At 64.2% G+C, this 16,587-nt stretch carries 15 protein-coding genes; 3 read left to right on the top strand and 12 right to left on the bottom strand.

The window, feature by feature from the left end; genetic code table 11:
- Position 1 precedes the first annotated feature (1 nt).
- Entirely contained in the window at positions 2-445 is a 444-nt protein-coding gene (locus tag G6N23_RS08380) for a CBS domain-containing protein (RefSeq protein ID WP_085260499.1), read from the top strand.
- A gap of 9 nt (positions 446-454) precedes the next feature.
- Positions 455-1,744: an ArsB/NhaD family transporter gene (locus tag G6N23_RS08375; protein WP_085260498.1), complete on the top strand. Its 1,290-nt coding sequence runs from the start codon at positions 455-457 to the stop codon at positions 1,742-1,744.
- A 108-nt stretch (positions 1,745-1,852) separates the two neighbouring features.
- On the opposite strand, the gene G6N23_RS08370 is transcribed toward G6N23_RS08375, so the two are convergent.
- Positions 1,853-3,874: a fatty acid desaturase gene (locus tag G6N23_RS08370; protein ID WP_085260497.1), complete on the bottom strand. Its 2,022-nt coding sequence runs from the start codon at positions 3,872-3,874 to the stop codon at positions 1,853-1,855.
- A gap of 236 nt (positions 3,875-4,110) precedes the next feature.
- Here G6N23_RS08370 and G6N23_RS08365 point away from each other — a divergent pair, with 236 nt between their 5' ends.
- Positions 4,111-5,373 (top strand): PucR family transcriptional regulator, encoded by a 1,263-nt coding sequence (locus G6N23_RS08365; protein ID WP_085260496.1) that lies wholly within the window; start codon positions 4,111-4,113, stop codon positions 5,371-5,373.
- Between the two features lie 128 nt (positions 5,374-5,501).
- Here the strand turns inward: G6N23_RS08365 and G6N23_RS21905 are convergent, their stop codons facing one another.
- The 11 genes from G6N23_RS21905 to G6N23_RS08310 form a co-directional block, all read right to left on the bottom strand.
- Complete coding sequence (locus G6N23_RS21905) at positions 5,502-6,560, bottom strand: PucR family transcriptional regulator (protein ID WP_234808574.1); 1,059 nt, start codon at positions 6,558-6,560, stop codon at positions 5,502-5,504.
- Positions 6,561-6,922: 362 nt separating this feature from the next.
- A complete protein-coding gene (locus tag G6N23_RS08355; RefSeq protein ID WP_264069929.1) occupies positions 6,923-7,870 on the bottom strand; it encodes an alpha/beta hydrolase-fold protein in 948 nt (315 codons plus the stop codon).
- A gap of 59 nt (positions 7,871-7,929) precedes the next feature.
- A complete protein-coding gene (locus G6N23_RS08350; RefSeq protein WP_234808580.1) occupies positions 7,930-8,463 on the bottom strand; it encodes a CAP domain-containing protein in 534 nt (177 codons plus the stop codon).
- Positions 8,464-8,603: 140 nt separating this feature from the next.
- Positions 8,604-9,014 (bottom strand): DUF732 domain-containing protein, encoded by a 411-nt coding sequence (locus G6N23_RS21630; protein WP_372508920.1) that lies wholly within the window; start codon positions 9,012-9,014, stop codon positions 8,604-8,606.
- Between the two features lie 17 nt (positions 9,015-9,031).
- Positions 9,032-9,709, bottom strand: a complete 678-nt coding sequence (locus G6N23_RS08340; protein ID WP_234808573.1) for a hypothetical protein — start codon at positions 9,707-9,709, stop codon at positions 9,032-9,034.
- Between the two features lie 48 nt (positions 9,710-9,757).
- Positions 9,758-10,309: an Rv1363c family protein gene (locus tag G6N23_RS08335; RefSeq protein ID WP_085260492.1), complete on the bottom strand. Its 552-nt coding sequence runs from the start codon at positions 10,307-10,309 to the stop codon at positions 9,758-9,760.
- Positions 10,306-11,724 (bottom strand): MCE family protein, encoded by a 1,419-nt coding sequence (locus G6N23_RS08330; RefSeq protein WP_234808572.1) that lies wholly within the window; start codon positions 11,722-11,724, stop codon positions 10,306-10,308. Before G6N23_RS08330 ends, G6N23_RS08335 begins: the two co-directional genes overlap by 4 nt.
- Before the next feature lies 1 nt (position 11,725).
- Complete coding sequence (locus tag G6N23_RS08325; protein ID WP_085260490.1) at positions 11,726-12,880, bottom strand: virulence factor Mce family protein; 1,155 nt, start codon at positions 12,878-12,880, stop codon at positions 11,726-11,728.
- The gene (locus G6N23_RS08320) at positions 12,877-14,205 is read right to left on the bottom strand and encodes an MCE family protein (RefSeq protein ID WP_085260489.1); all 1,329 of its coding nucleotides are present in this window, start codon (positions 14,203-14,205) and stop codon (positions 12,877-12,879) included. The genes G6N23_RS08325 and G6N23_RS08320 overlap by 4 nt, the downstream gene beginning before the upstream one ends.
- Positions 14,202-15,533: an MCE family protein gene (locus G6N23_RS08315; RefSeq protein ID WP_234808571.1), complete on the bottom strand. Its 1,332-nt coding sequence runs from the start codon at positions 15,531-15,533 to the stop codon at positions 14,202-14,204. Before G6N23_RS08315 ends, G6N23_RS08320 begins: the two co-directional genes overlap by 4 nt.
- Entirely contained in the window at positions 15,530-16,558 is a 1,029-nt protein-coding gene (locus tag G6N23_RS08310) for an MCE family protein (RefSeq protein ID WP_085260487.1), read from the bottom strand. The genes G6N23_RS08315 and G6N23_RS08310 overlap by 4 nt, the downstream gene beginning before the upstream one ends.
- Between the last annotated feature and the right edge of the window lie 29 nt (positions 16,559-16,587).

Here is a 16,587-nt window from a genome sequence, read left to right as displayed (position 1 = left end):
TATGCGCGCCGAGGAGATAGCTGAAGAATTTCCGGTGGTGGCCATCGACTCCAGCGCCCTGGATGCGGCCAGATTGCTGGCCGAACACCGCTTACCCGGCATCGTGGTCATCGACCCGACCGGCAAGCCGCGCGCTGTGCTGCCGGCCTCCCAGGTGGTGCGGTTCATCGTGCCCGGCTACATCCAGGACGACCCGTCCCTGGCGGGTGTGCTCAACGAGACCATGGCCGACCAGGCCGCCGCAAAGCTGGGCGCCAAGGTGGTGCGCGACATGCTGCCCGAACACCTACCCGAAATGCCGATCGCCGGCGCCGCCGAGACCGTGATCGAAGTCGCCTCCACCATGGCCCGGCTGCGCAGCCCGCTTGTCGCGGTGGTCAAGGACGGTAAACTGCTCGGCGTGATCACCGCGTCGCGTTTGCTGGCCATGGCGCTGAAGGCCTGATCCCCCCGGATGGCCTATTTCGCGGTAGCGGTCTTTGTGATCGCCTACGCATTCATCGCCGCTGACCGCGTCAACAAAACCCTGGTGGCATTGGCCGGAGCGGCGGCCGTCGTCGTCCTCCCGGTGATCAGCTCCGATGACATCTTCTACTCGCACACGACCGGGATCGACTGGGACGTCATCTTCCTACTCCTGGGAATGATGATCATCGTCAGCGTGCTGCGCCAGACCGGGGTGTTCGAGTACATCGCGATCTGGGCCGCCAAACGCGCCAACGGGTCCCCGCTGCGGATCATGATCCTGCTGGTGCTGGTGACGGCGGTGGCCTCGGCGCTGCTGGACAACGTCACCACGGTGTTGTTGATCGCCCCGGTCACCCTGCTGGTCTGCGACCGGCTCGAGATCAATGCCGCGCCGTTTTTGATGGCCGAAGTGTTCGCCTCCAACATCGGCGGTGCGGCCACCCTGGTGGGCGATCCGCCGAACATCATCATCGCCAGCCGAGCCGGGTTGACGTTCAACGCGTTTCTGATCCACCTGACGCCGATCGTTCTCGTCGTGATGGTGGTGTTCGTCATCATGCTGCGGTGGCTGTTCCCCGGATCGTTCACCGTCGAAGCCGACCGGGTCGCCGACGTGATGGCCCTGGAGGAACGCGAGGCGATCCGTGACCGCGGCCTGCTGACCAAGTGCGGAATGGTGCTGACCGCGGTGTTCACCGGGTTCTTGGGGCATGGGGCCCTGCACCTGGAGCCGTCGGTGGTGGCGTTGTTGGGAGCCGGGGTGCTGATCGTGATCTCCAGGCTGGAGCGCTCGGACTACCTGTCGGGAGTCGAATGGGAGACCCTGCTGTTCTTCGCGGGCCTGTTCGTGATGGTCGGCGCCCTGGTGGACACCGGCGCGATCGGTACATTGGCCAAGGCCGCCACCGAGCTCACCGGCGGCAACGCGCTGCTGACCACGATGGGAATCCTCGGGGTCTCCGCTCCGGTGTCGGGGATCATCGACAACATCCCCTACGTGGCGACCATGACGCCGATCGTCGCCGAGCTGAGCGCCACGCTGCCGAACGACCTGCATCCCGACGCATTGTGGTGGGCGTTGGCCCTCGGCGCCGACTTCGGCGGCAACCTGACCGCGGTCGGGGCCAGCGCCAATGTGGTGATGCTCGGAATCGCCCGCCGCGCCGGCAATCCCATCTCGTTCTGGGAGTTCACCCGCAAGGGCATCGTGGTGACCGCGGTGTCGGTGGCGCTGTCGGCGATCTATCTGTGGTTGCGCTACTTCGTGTTCGGCTGATTCGGCTCCAGTCCTCGACGCAGCCAGCAGCTGATCGTTCACCGACTACGAGAACCCGGTGCACCTTCGGCCGCTGGCGACTATGCGCTGCGATGTCACGAAGTTCTGCTATGCGTCGTAGTCGACGGAAACGGTTGGGCTGCTCGGGTGTGACTGGCAGGTCAGCACGTAGCCGGCGTCCAATTCAGCCCGTCCGAGAGCGAAGTTCTGGTCCATCTCGACGGTCCCGGTCAGCAACTTGGCGCGGCAGGTACCGCAGGCGCCGCCCATGCAGGCATAGGGCGTATCGCCGCGGACCTGCAGCACTGCCTCCAGGACCGACTCACCCGCTGCCAGATCGACGGTCTGCTCTCGGCCCGACAGCCGAAACGTCAACGTTGCCGGGGCGTAATCATGTGCTGCGGACTTGGTTTTGGCATAGCCGGTGAACAACTCCAAGTGAATCCGTTCCGCGTCCACGCCGTGCCGGAGCAACGTGTCATGAACAGTCGTCGACATGCCCGCCGGTCCGCACACGAACCATTCATCGACGGTATTGGGCCGTAGCGAGGTGGTCAGCCAGCGGTCGAGCTTTGTTGCGTCGATCCGCCCCCTCAGCTCGGGAGTATGCAGTGGCTCCGACGACATCACGTGCCGGATCTCCAGACGGTCCGCGTAGCGGGATTCGAGGCGGTACAGGTCGCGGCGGAACATGGTCGACTCTTTGGTGCGGTTGCCGTAGATCAGCGTGAAGCGGCTTTCGGTTTCGATTTCCAGAACTGTCTCCAGGATCGACAGGACTGGCGTGATGCCGCTGCCGGCTGCTAAACCCACGTAGTGCTTTTGCGCCAGTGGGTTCAACCGGGTGCCGAACCGGCCGGTAGGGGTCATCAGTTCGAGTACGTCTCCTGCCTTCAACTGGTTGGCCACGAAGGCTGAAAACGCCCCGCCGGGAATGTGTTTGACTGCGATCCGCAGTTGTGCCCTAGTGGCCGGCGCGCAGATCGAGTAAACACGCCGCACGCCTTGGCCGCCGAGGTTCGTGCATACCGTGACGTGCTGACCCGGTTCGAATCGGAATTCGTCCTGGAGCGCCTCCGGTACCGCGAACGTCACCATTGTGCTGTCATCGGTGATGGGATCGACCGATGCCACCGGAACGCGGTGCCGCACTGCGTGAGTCGCACTCGACCTGGCCGGCATACGCACCGGCACCAGGCGCCCGAGCCTGCTATTGAGCTGCTTCCATTCTCGAAATTCCTCCGAATTCAGTTGCTGGCCGAAGACAGTGGATATCGCGGCGTCGCGCTCCAGGTAGGCTTCCTCGTTACGCCGCCAGGTCTTGACGTAGCGGTAGAACGGCACGGACGGGTGCAGGTGATGCACCAGATGGTAGTTCTGCGACAGCATCAGCGGAGTGAACAGCCACTCCATCCCGACGCGCGTGCGGGTGGCCTGGTATCGGTCGCTGCGCTGCGTGGCTTCCAGTCCGTGATGTGGCATCCAGTCGAACCACCATGCCAAGAAGAACATTCCGATGCGCTGCGGGATGAGGAACACGACGGAGAGGGTCCAAAGGTAGCCGGTGACAATCGCCACGAGCAGTCCGACGACGCTCAGTGCTAACACGAAGACGGTCTCGGCGACCTCGGCCTTCGGCCGGTTGGGAATCGTGCGGATGAGGAACTTGCCATAGAACAGCTCGGCCAACGCCCAGCGTGCCGGCGCTTGCCAGGTCGGGGCATGGGAGGCCCAGGCGTCGGGATCATTGTCGTCGTCGTTCGCATACCGATGGTGCTCGATGTGGATGAACGCATAAGAAGGGAACGACAGAATCGGCACGATCAACAGCATGGCCAATCGACCGAACAGTCCGTTCACCCATCTCACGGTGCTGATCGCGTAGTGGATGGCGTCGTGCAGCACGGTGAACATCGTGAAGGTGACCGTCGCGTTGACCGGAATGGTCACCCAGGCTGGCAGCCAGCCCTGGACGTAGCCGAGCGTGGAAATGACGAATGCGACGAGTGAACCGGTGAATAAGCTAACCGTCGGCCATGCCAGCGTCGGGACTGGCGCACCGGGGTCCGGAAGGGCATGGCTTCCGGCGGACTCCTGCTCGGTGCTGTCGATGGAATTGATGATCGACATGGGGCTCCATTTCCGGTCGAGGTGCTGACGGCTGGGTGTACGGCCTGCGAAGTGCGTAGACGAGCGCCGAGCAATGATTTATGACCGAGCTGACACTGTTTGCTGGCGCCTAAACGAAAGTACGGCGATCTCCGCTCCGCGACGACGTAGTGATCTGACCAACTCGCGGAGTGTTTTTATGCGCTGCATACAAACCCGTGCCCGATGTGCCGGACGTGCTACTAGGGTTCCTGGTCATGACGGCACAAAACCGTGAATACACCGAGCGCGTGGCCGAGTCCGCAGCCGGCATTATCGCTCGACTTGGAGACCAGCTGGATGCGGTCACTCAGGCCACCCAGGAGGTTCTCCTGCGCGACGTTTCGGAGTTGCGTGGCGACACGCAGTTGCTACAGCTGTTGCGCGACAACACCGCGGCCAACATCGATACGTTCTTCACCGCACTTCGCAACAACATTCCCCTGGAGAGTCTCGAGCCGCCGACCGCGGCCATGGAATACGCGCGCAGGTTGGCTCAGCGGGAAGTGGCGTCCACGGCACTGATCCGGGCTTATCGCCTTGGGCATCAGACGGTCCTGGGCATCATGCTGGACGCTGTCCGCGCGTCTGGACTGGAAATCAAACTTCAGCTGGATACGTTCGAGCTCATAACCGAGCTGTCCTTCGGATACATCGACTGGGTGACGCAACAGTCGATCGCCGCGTATCAACAAGAGCACGATCGTTGGCAGGACAAGCGAAGCAGCTTGCGCGCCTTACGTGTCCGCGAGCTTCTCGAAGGTGGCGACGTCGACACCGATCTCATGATCGCCTCGATCGGATACCCACTGAGACGAACGCACCTGGCATTGGTGTTGTCGACAGCTGAATCCGGCAACAACGACGAGCTGGCCAGTCTGGAGCGGTTCGTGCACCGTATTGCGGAATTGCTTGGGGTACAGGAGAAGCCGTTGTTCATCTCCGCGGATCGATTGACCGGCTGGGCCTGGATTCCGCTGGCCACGTGCGACGGCACGTCGGCATTGGAGCGTGTCGGTGAATTCGTCCGTAGCGAACCCGGTGCACCCTATCTTGCTGCCGGCATACCCCAGCCCGGGCTGGCCGGGTTCCGTCGCTCTCACGAACAGGCCGCCGACGCCTTTGCAGTCGCGGTCGCGTCGGATGCACGGAGCAAGCGGTTCACCCCGGCAGATGAGCCGGGAATTCTGCTCGCGGCGATCCTCAAAGAGAAGCAAGACTCCGTGCACAAGTGGATCGGAGAGGTGCTCGGCCCACTTGCGGAAGACACTGACAGCGATAAACGGCTTCGCGAGACTCTGAGCGTGTTTCTGCGCACCGGATCGAGCTTCACCGCCGCAGCTGCGGAATTGCACCTGCACTTCAACTCGGTCCGGTACCGAATCGGCCGGGCCGAGCTACGCCGCGGCCGACCCATCGGCAGCGACCGCCTCGACGTCGAGGTGGCGCTGCTGTTACGACAGCTGTTCGGGCACCGGTGAACAGGTCAAGCACCGCAACCCAGGAGATCTATTTCAGAACAAACCCGTCTCGCCGGTCTCAGGCCAACCACTCGGACATACCCGGTGCTCCTCAGCGCACTGTCCGTCGCCGCGCCGACGCCAACTCGCTACCGGCACTTCAATGCCCACCAGATCCCGAATAGATCCTCCACATTGTGCATGTCGCAGCCGCTCAGTTCCTCGAATCGCGCCAATCGGTACCGGACGGTGTTCTGGTGGACATACAGCTGCTTCGCGGTCCGTTCTACGTTCATTCCGCATGCGAGGTACGCATCAATAGTCGTGAGCAACTCTTGAGCGGACCCACTGTCCCGCAGCGGGCCGACATAACGCGTCCGCATCGCCTTCCCGACCTCGGGGTCAGCCACCGTGGCGGCACGCAGCCCGACCGACGAGATGTCTTGCACCCCCCGCATACCGAACTTCTGAGCCGTGATCAGCGCCCGCGTCGCCAGTCGATACGACGCCGCCATCTCATCGAGCGGCACCGCCGGCCCGGCACCGGCGACGACGTCCAGTTCCCCGCTTGGTCGTTCACTCAAGAAGCCGGCCACACAGCCGTCGACTACCGCGCACAGGCCCGACGTTCGCTGGCTCGCGCCATGGAATCCCAGCGCCCACTCCAACTTTCGCCTCGACATGCCCGGCATCAGCAAGGCACGAATCGCAACGTAGCTGCCGGCCGGGTCTAGGCCATGAGCATCGGCTTGAATCGCTAGCTCGGCGCCGGAAATGGTTCCGAGTAATACATCGCGCACAAAGCTCGCACGCTTCTCCTCAGCGAATCGGCACGCGACCTCGGTCCGCCGGTAGGCATCACTGGCGGCCACCATAGCGAGGTCGGACCAAGTGAGAGCAGCCTGGACGAACGCCAGAACCGCAGCGTCCGCGATACCGAGGTTCCGACTCAACAGCTGGGCATGACTGATCACCATCCCGACCGCGATGCGCCACTCTCGCAGCATCTCATCCACTGAGATACCTTGCCGCACTCGTGTTGCGCCGATTACAGCCGGCTCGTCGCACTTGACGTCATCGATCATCGCGCACCCACCGTTGCCCGAGCGCAGGCAGCATTCGATCGAACGGGCGAGGTCACGTTCCAGGACCGTCGGTTCCAACACCGCATACACCGGAAGCTCGCCCACGATCGCCTCGCGGGTCATTGCGGCGACATCCGGAACACGGCGCAGCAGTGCATCGATCAGCGGTGCCGGGGAATCCTGGGACAGTGTCAGCGGGCTGCAGTCCGAACCGCCGACCGCCCCACTCAGGGCCGCCACATCGACGACAAGATGGCCCGTCACGCGGACGGATTCGTGATCGGTGCGCTTCGGTATGCACCCCCTCCGGAGGCGAGAGCCACCGAGAGCCTACTGACCGGAAACATGTCCACCGATTTCCCCCATCGCTTCACACCCTGATCCGGGTCTAAAGCCTACGTCGCCCGACGCCTCGTCATAGGTGTCCGGCGACCAAAGGTGGGACGGATCTTCGTCTCCACGACACAAGTCGAGCCCGGCTCGGTCTACCTGATCGTCGCTGCGAGATCACCCGACATGGCCCCCAGCTGCGGACCCCAAGTCGACCAATCATGTTCCCCCTGCAGCGGGATGTCAAAGTGGCCGTTGGCCCCACCGACCGTGCGGTAATGCTGGTAAAAGGCGCGGTTGCTGCCCTGGGCCACGTCACAGAAACCGATCATCGCGGCCGGGTCGCTGCAGGTCGGCGTCGACGGGCTGTATACCCATAGCCGGGTGTTGTTCGCCGACAGCGCTGCCACATGCACGTCCGGATCGTGCCATTTCCAGCGGCCGAACTGGGCGGGACCCCACATATGCTGGGTGTCGACGCCACCATACTGAGCCATTCCCGCGGTGATGGCTCCGTTGACGTCGGATCTCGACGGTGTCAGGAAACCCGACAGCGACCCCGCGTACCGGTAGCGCTCCGGGTGCGACCCGGCCAGTGCCAACGCGGCGGTTCCCCCCTGCGCGGCACCGACGATTCCGTGCCCGCCGGGCGCCAACCCCCGGTTGGCCGCCAGCCAGTCCGGCAATTCCTGCACGAGGAACGTCTCCCACTGGCGACCGCCGTCTTGCTCCCAGTTGGTGTACATACTCCACGCACCGCCGGCGGGAGCGACCACCGAAATGCCCTTCCCAGCCAGCCGGTTCATCGCCCCACCGGCCGTCACCCAGTTGCTCACCTCGGGAGCCGCATTGAATGCGTCCAGCAGAACCACCGCGTGCGGTCCGCCCGGCATGAAAGTCACCGGGATGTCGCGGCCCATCGCCGCCGACGGCACCATCAGCGCCTCGATGCCCGCGCCCCACGCCGGTGTGAAACCGGCCGACCACAGCCCGGCGAGCAAGACCAGGACGGCCAGCACAGCGGAGTACCCCCGGCAGCCGCCTGTCTGCTCACCGTCGGTCGTCTGCCCCGCTGCCCCGTCACTCTGAGCTGAACTACCCATGCGACATCCCCTTTCCACCCTTTCCAGACCCGCCGCAACCCAGCAATCCGATCTGCGCCTCAGCGCGGCTCCTGCCCCGGCGGTGGGTACACACCGCGCAGAATCCACGCCCACCACCTGTTGCCGAACTCGACCTCATCGCTCATGTCGTAGTCAGGGGAGGGATCGAGCGGCACATTCTGACCGGTGGTGTCCATCGGGTCCGCCGGCTGCCCGTACACCGCGACGACAACCGTCCGGTCTATTCGGTTCTCCGTCCATACGCCCATCTGACTGTTGGCGCAGTCGGCCATGATGGCTAATGCCGCCGGATCGTTGTACCAGCGGTTGATCAGTTCGACGCCGCTGATCGCGAGTGCCGGATGCACGGCGACCGTTTCGCTCACCCGGCCCCGGTAGCCTGCCGCCTCGCCGCGCTCCTGCGGATTCGAGCCATCGGACCCGATGTCGGAGTCCAGGCCCCGATTGTCGATCAGATCCCTGGCGTGCCGTTGGGCGGCCAGTATCAGCCGGCCATCGGGCCGCACGTCATTTCGGCAACCGGATCTGTTGTGCTGGATCGTGAACACGTTCGCTATGACGCTGTCGTTCATCCGCTTGTTATTGGCAATGAGAATGTTGACGTCGTTGTCCGCCGCTGCGACTCCAGTGCCGCCGAGTGCCGCAGCGACCCCGAGCAGCGCAAGCGCCGGCCGTAACTTCAGCTGGTGACCCATCCAACCCATCTCCTTGATCACGGCCCGGCAGGTGCCGGCCGATAGTGTGCGGCCGACCGTCGAAGCTGCCAAATCTGTTCGGGGCACAATTCGTTCGCCGCGCGATCGATGAGATAGGACGCCTGATAATCATCGGTGGTGTTGAAGTCGTTCTGGACTTCGCCGATCATCACCGGATAGGGCCGTCCGGACGCTATTTTCTCGCATAACGCCTCCCCGTAGGCCAACGCCGCCTCGGAGTTCGGAAAGTTGTAGCCGGGCCGGGCCGTGACTTGAATGAGAAATGCCATTTTCTTGTCCCATTCGACGTCGGCGACACCGACGGGGGCCCAGATGCCCGCGAGACACAGGCCTGCGGCGACCAGCCCGAGAAGCCACCCCGCCCTCGAATACGGGCCGCATTGCCCGCGCGCACCTGGATCGCTCACCGTCAGCCCTCGATTCATCAGATCGGTTCGAATGCCGAGATCAGCCAGTGCCCGTCGATCTTCTCGAGCGTGACCCTGACGATGGACGCCGTGTCGGTCGGGGCCTCCGTGTCAACGACCGCAACCTGATTCACGAACACCAGGACAACGGCGTGCTTGGGAGTCGCCGAGACCGAAGCTGCGGCCGGGACGGTCGCGATCGTCGAGATGTGCTTCTTCTCCGAACCCGGGATGACGACGTCGTGGACGAGTTCTCGAAACGAGTCCCGGAACGAACCCGTCAGTCGCTCCTCGGCCGCCTTGAGTTGTTCCGCGACGGTTGACGCCTGATAGGACAGCATCGCCTCCGTCGATTCCGTCGCGGCCCGAACCGATTCCGCGCGTGCGGCGTCGACCGCGCGCGCCTGAGCGTCGAGCCACGCCATGACCGCCGCCGCGATCGCCAGCAGCAGCAGGATTCCCGGGAGGGTCCACCGAAAGGCAACGCCCCGCCAGGACCGCGGCCGGCGCCCGGCACCCGGGGCCGTCTCGGGATCTGCGGTCCCCGTCGACTCCTCGGATGACATTTCCTCTTGGGGTGCGCCGTCCGCCGAAGTCACGTCGCCCGCGGCGGTCTCCGCGGTCGCGTCACCGGACGCGTCCTCCTGGTCCGCATCGAACACGACGTCGTCCACTAATTGCGTTGCATCTGTCATCGAATTCACCCTCATGACTCACCTGATCCGGTGCCGGCTGCCGATCGACTATGGGACGAAGGCGACATCGGACACCTTGACCTCTCCCCCGACCCGACTCACCGAGACGCGCATCCGCCATGCCCGCGGTGTCTTCTCTTTCGATCCCAGGTTCGTCGTCTCGACGTTCACCCCGACAAGCACAGCCGCTCCGTCGGCATCGATGGATTCGATACCCGCTTCGGTCACGGTTCCCACCGACTTCGCCTGCGCTTTCTGGACTACCTCGAGGAAGGCATTGGATCGGCTTTTGAAATCGTCGTAGAACCCGGCCGTCGATGAGTCGAGGACACGTTGGATATCCGCCTCGGCGTGCTCGTAGTCGATCGTGGTCAGATTCAAGGCACCTTGCCGTCCCACCCGGAGATACTCCGCGCGTTGGGCATCGTCTCGGTGGTAACCGTGGAGTCGGATTCCCAGCCAACCGGCCAGGCCCCCCAGCGCCACCGTTGCGATCAGACCGACTACCACCGCTTTCTTGGGTCGCCGGTGATTCCGGGCGACCGTCTCGTCAGCGGCCGTTTCCTTCGACGCCACCGCCGTCTCGTCACCCGCGGTCATTGCAGACCTGCCTGCGGTACCAGCATGGATTCCAGCGACTGCCCCTGCTGTGCCCCCTTGGCGAGGTTCGACTGCCGGCGCATCACCCCATCGGGTCCCACGTAGGTGCCAGTGGCTGGGTTGTATTCGGCCACGCCTACCACCCCCGGGGGAAATTGGGGGATGTCCTGCCCGGTGATCGTCGCATTGGGATCTCCCTTCCAGTTGAATCCATCGTTGAGCGGGACGTACTCCTCGTCGCTCTCGCACATCGCAGCCGTCGGCGCACGCTTTCCCGGACGTGTCTCGCACGGGAGATTGCGCGCGCCGCGGACATTAAACATCGCGTCCTGCGGTATGCGGCAATACAATTCGCCTTCCGGCCGGTCCGGATAATCCTCGTGCGCGCTCACCCGTGCTTGCTGCGCCGGGAGGTAACCGGTCATACACGGCGGCGGGAGATTCACGTTGAGGTTGAAGCTGAGATAGGCCCCGCGCATCCCCTGCTTGGTGTTGTGCGCGGCAGTCCCTGCGGCCTGCAGGACCTCGACGAGGGACGGCAGCAGCACCACCAGCTGCTCGAGCCCCGCGGCGTAGGTGACTCCCACATCAGCCACGCTCACCAGGTTCATCAGGATGATCGGCAGGGTGGGCTGCAGTCGTTCGAACAGCGCCCGTGCCTGCGCTGACGAACCCGGCCCGTTCTTGACCAGTGACACGAGGTCGGGATCACGTGACTTCAACTGCTCCGAGACACTGGCGATACTCGCTGCCCAACGCTGGATTTCGTCCGACGTGTCGACCTGCGACCTCATCAGGGGTCCCGAGTTGTCGATCAGGTTGGTGATCGAATCCAGGTTGGTGCGGGCGTCTATCGCCAACTTGGTGGAGCCCTTGACCAGTCTGGCGAGCTCCGGTCCGAGACCTCCGAATGCGGCGTAGGACTCATCCACGACCGTCCGGAGATTGTCCCGCGGAATCGCCATCAGGCCCTTGTCGGTGGCGTCGAGCAGTTTGCCGATATCCGGTGGTATCGAGGTGCGATCCGCTGCGATGACGTCCCCGTTCCGCAGCGCGGGGCCATCGCCGCTGCGCGGCACCAACTCGACGTACTGCTCGCCGATCGCGCTCTCGCTGTGGACGTGGGCATCCAGGTCTTTGGGGATCGGCACAGCGGAATCCAGTGCCAGGACCGCCGCAACACCCCGCGGCGTCAGCGTGACGTCCTTGATGCGACCGACCTCGACACCGCGGTACGTCACGTTTCCGGTCGGGTACAGGCCGGCAGCGTTCGTCAACTCGACGGTCACCCGGTAATGCCCAACCCCGAACAGCAGCTCCGGCAACCGCATGTAACCGAAGCCCATTATCGAACCGCCGATCACACTGATCACCGCGAACACGGCCAGCTGCACTCGGATCCTCTTGGAAATCAAGTCAGGCTCCCTGATCGGTGCGGTATGGGACGGTGAGCGGGTTGCCCTGATTGAAATAGCCGCCGTTGAGGCAGGGGCTGGGGAACTGGCCTATGGTGCGGCCCCACTGCAATTCCAGCTCCGTCAGGTCGCACTCCCACTTCGTCCCGGTGAAGAACGACGCGTCCAGGCGACTCAGGGTCAAGTCGATGATCGCCGTCAGATTCGCTGCGTCGCCCCGAAAGAAGTTCGGGACCGTATCCAGGAAGAACGGATAGCTCGGGAACAGATGCAGGGCACGCAGCAGCGCCGGCCCGGCGTTCGCCAGCGACTCGGCGACCGGGGCGAGGTCGTTGAGTTCCGCGACCAGGGTCTCCCGCGTCCGACCGATCGAGTTCGACCAGGACTCACCGAACTTGCTCAGCTGATCGGCCAGCTCGGTCAGTTTCTCCCGCTCATCCTTGAGCACGGTCAGCGCGTCGGGAATCGTTCGCAACGCCGTGTCGACGACGTCTTTCTGGGTGGCGAACTTATCCACCAGGTTGTTCAAATTGTCTGTGGCACCGATGATGTCGTCGGTCTGCCGGTTCGTATCGCCCATGAACGTGTCCAGTCGCGCGATGAGGCTACGGAGATCCTGCTCCCTACCATTGACCGCGGTGGCGAACGCCTTGGTGATCTCCTCTACGTGCCGGATACCGCCGCCGTTGAGAAATGTGGAGACCACGGCGAGCGTCTGGTCGGTCGTCGGATAGCTGGCCGCCGACGCCAGTGAGATGAGTCCGCCGTCACGGAGCCTGCCTTGCGGGGCCTCGTCTTTGGGCGGTGCGAGTTCGATGTGCAGCGATCCCAGAAGGCTCGTCTGGCCCAGGCCCGCGGTCGCATTGGCCGGCAGCTGGACGTCGCCGTTGAGGCGGATCGTCAGCAGCGCATGCCAATCCTGCCGTTCGATGCGGGTGACCGTCCCGACCGTCACATCGCCGACCCGGACCCGCGAGTTGGGTTGCAGATTGTTGACGTCGGGCAGCTGTGCGTAGACGGTGTAGGAGCCCGGGCCGCGCCCCTCGGTGCCCGGCATCGGGAGCGTGTTGAGGCCGCGCCACCCACAACCCGAAAGCGTCGCCATCAGTAGCGTCGCGATCACGATCGCCAACCTGCCGCGGCTTGCCGGTCTCATTGCGCACCGCCGGGAAGCAGCAGCCCGGTCAGGCCTGATTCCGGATTCGGCGGGGCCGCATCGACCTGGCCGGGCAGCGCCGCCCAGAAATCGGGGGCCGGCGGACCGAACTGCGCGGGCGGAGCGGGTTGCGGCGCCGGCGCGTCCGGTACGTGATCGGGGCGCAGCCAGTCCTCGCTGTAGGTGATCTCGTTCGGCCGGGCGCTGGCGCCGACGAACAGGTTCTCGCCGAGCGGTAGCCAGTTGTACTGACGATTCTTGACGATCGGCGCGAGGTACTGAACACACAGTTTCGCTGCCTGCTCGGAATTGCGGCGCGAGGCCGCCTGGACTGAACCGCAGACGAACGAAATCGGGTCGCTCAGGTTGTTCGGCGATAGCGCGCCCGTCAAGGTCCCCTGGGCCGGCTGGTAGATGTTGAGGAAGTTCTGCGCCGTGTTGGGAGCGACATGCAGGAACTGCTTCACGTCACCGATGCTCTGGCCCAGCGCTTCGGTAATCGAGGCGGTCCTATCCGCCACCGCGCCCAACGGCTCCCGGTTCTTCGCCACGAACGCGCCCGCCTTCTCCGCCAAGACATTGAGATCCGCGACGGCATTCGCGATCCCCTGCGGGTCGGCGGCCAAGGCGGAGCTGGCTGTCGCGAGGTTTCGATTCAGGTGCCGCAACACGTCGTCGCTGTCCCGCAGCGCCGTCGTCAGAATCGACAGGTTCTTGACGGTGCTGAATACGTCGTCACTGTGATCCCCCAACGCGGATATCGCAGTTGACAACTCGACGATCGTCTCGTGGATCTCGGGGCCTCTGCCCCGCAGATTGTCCGCCGCGGTGTCGACGAATTCACCGAGTGTGCTGACACCGCCTGGCTTGACCGGCTGCAGCGTCTTCGTCAGCCGCTGCAGTTGTTCGCGGAACTGGTCCCATTCCACCGGAACCACGGTGCGCTCCCGGGGTATCACCGAGTTATCGGCCAGCACGGGACCCCCGGAATAGGCGGGGGTGAGTTGGATCGCCCGCGCGCTGACCAGTGACGGCGACAAGATGACGGCGTTGGCCTCGGCCGGGACGCGATACTTGTTGTCGAACCAGAAATCGATCTTCACACGTTCGGGTTCCGGGGTGATCTTGGTGATCTCCCCGACGCGCACCCCCAGAATCCGTATCTCGTCGCCGGAGTAGATCCCGTTGGCGCTGTCGAAATAGGCCGACGCATGGGTTCGGCCGATCCCATTGTCAGATCCGAACAGCAGCACCGCACCGCCGATCCCGAGGACGGCGAGCACACCGGCCGCGACCCGCCTGGCGGTCCGTCGCGTGACGCTCACCGCGCACCTCCTTGCACTACCTCACCGGGGGCGGTCTGGAAAATCGGCTTCTGCGGCTGGACCGGCGCGGACTGCTGGTCCTGGGGCGCCGGCGCGGGCGGACCGGGCGGCGCACCTCCGGGCGGCGGGGCGGGCGGCTCTTCACGAAGCGGATAGCAGCCGGTGCCCCAGTTGAGCGGACACGGTTGGTCGTCGGCGTTACCGGTGATCGCGTCGGGCAGGTACACCCGTGGTGGTCCGCCCTGGCCGGTCCTCGGGTACGGCACCGGTAGCGGCGGCGTACCGGGTTGACCGACCTGCGGGTCAGTGCGGTCCGACGGCAGCAGGACGTTGGGGTCCAGCCCCAGGTCGGAGAACGCCGACTCGATGTAGGGCTGAATGAACTGTCCCGGCACGACGTTTGCCACATAGGCCTTGAAGAACGGGCCTGCCGAGACCGCCTCACCGAGCCCGAGGGCGTGCCAGTTGAATCTCTTCAGCCATTCCTGCAGCTTCTCTTTGCGCTGCTCGACGATCGTCAGAACACCGTTCAGTTTGTCCAGCAGCGGAGTCAGCGACTCCTGGTTGTCATCGATGAATCCGCTGATCTCCCGGCTGAACAATGAGATGTTGGCCGACAGCTGGCCCAGCGCGACGCTCTCGGCGTTGATCTGACTGAGCAGAGCATCCGTCTCGGCGACCAGCCGAACGATCTGGTCACTGCGCTGCGCCAGCACGTTCGTCGATTTCCGGGCGTTGGCCAGCAAAGTGCGCAGCTGGTTGTCGCGCCTGCTGATGGTCTTCGCGAAGCGTGACACGCCCTGGACCGCGACCCGCAGGTCCGGTGGCGTGTCCTGAAAGGTCTCCGCCAGCGTGTGCAGCGAGTCCGCCAACCGATCGGTGTCGATCCCGCTGATCGCCGCGCTCAAGTCACCCAGCGCATCGGGAAGCTGATAGGCGGGCGTGGTCCGTTCGATTGGGATCGGGCCCTTCTGCCAGCCGTCGCCCCGCGGCGTCACCCCCAGCATCTTGGTACCGAGGAGGCTCTTGGTCTTGACGGCCGCCTCGGTGCGATCCCCGAGGCGCACTTTCCCAGAGACCCGGAAGGTGACCCGGACCTGCCGCCCGTCGAGCTCGACGTCGCTGACCTTGCCGACCGTGATACCGGCGACTTGTACCTCCGCGTGCGGAGTCAGGCCCCCGGCCTCCGCGAAATAGGCGGAATAGCGCTTCGTGGCCGAGATCAGCGGAATCGAATCGTAGTACCACGTACCCAGTACGAGCGCCACGAGCGTCGCAATGCCGACGATGCCGATCGTCAGATGATTGCGTTCCTGAAACGACGTCACTTTGGGGTGCACCTTCCCGACGGCTGGCCTGCCACCTTCACGTACATCGGTTGGCCGCCCTTGCCATTGAGCTTGAGCACCAGTTCGCAGAAGTAGAACGAGAAATAGTCTCCGTTCAGCGCCTGCCGGTTGAGCACCTTGACTGATTCCGGCATCTGCTCGAGCACATACTCGAGGTCCTCTTTCTGCGCAAGCAGGTTGTTCGACACCTGATCGGTCGCATTGAGGATCCGCTGCACTGGTGCGCGCCCCTGTTGAAACAGCCTGCCGATAGACGCCGTCGCCGCATTCGCGTACCGAATACCGCGGCCGATGTCCTCCTTGCGCTCGGCCAGTCCGTGTACGAGTTCGGAAAGCGAGTCGATGGCCTGCCCGAACTGCTGACTGTTGTCACCGAGAGACCCCAGGACCGTGTTGAGGTTGGTGATCACCTCACCGATGAGCATGTCGCGGTCGGCCAGGGTGTCGGTCAGCATCGCCGTCTGGTCGAGTAGCGAACCGACCGTGATCCCTTGACCTTGAAAGGCACCGACGAGCTGACTGGTGAGAATGTTGACCTGCTCGGGGTCCAACGCCCGGAATAGCGGCCTGAAGCCCTGGATCAGCGCATCCAGATCGAGCGCGGGCACCGTTTGCGAGAGCGGGATGGCACTGCCGTGGGCGAGCAGCTTCGTGCCCCCGGCGCCTTCCTCAAGCGCGAGGTACCTGCCGCCGATGACGTTGTCCCAGCGGATTACGGCCCGGGTGCCTTCAGTCAGTGCCACCGAGTGGTCGGCGGTGAAGTCAACCTTCACCGTCCCGTTGTCGTTGAGGGACAGCCGCTGGACCTGGCCGACCTCCACACCTGCGATGCGCACGAAATCCCGTCGGGACAGCCCGGTCACATCAGTGAACTCGGCCGAGTACGAACTCGCCCCTCCGAATCGGAACTGCCCGAAGATCGTGATCAATGCGAACATCGCGAGAGACATGACGAGCACGAACACCCCGACTCGCACAGCAGTGGCCGACAGCGTCTGCTTCACAGCGATTGTGTCCCTTCCCCTGGCTGTTT

The organism is Mycolicibacter terrae (assembly GCF_010727125.1).
Taxonomy (GTDB): domain Bacteria; phylum Actinomycetota; class Actinomycetes; order Mycobacteriales; family Mycobacteriaceae; genus Mycobacterium; species Mycobacterium terrae.
This window is presented reverse-complemented; position numbering and strand designations above follow the sequence as displayed.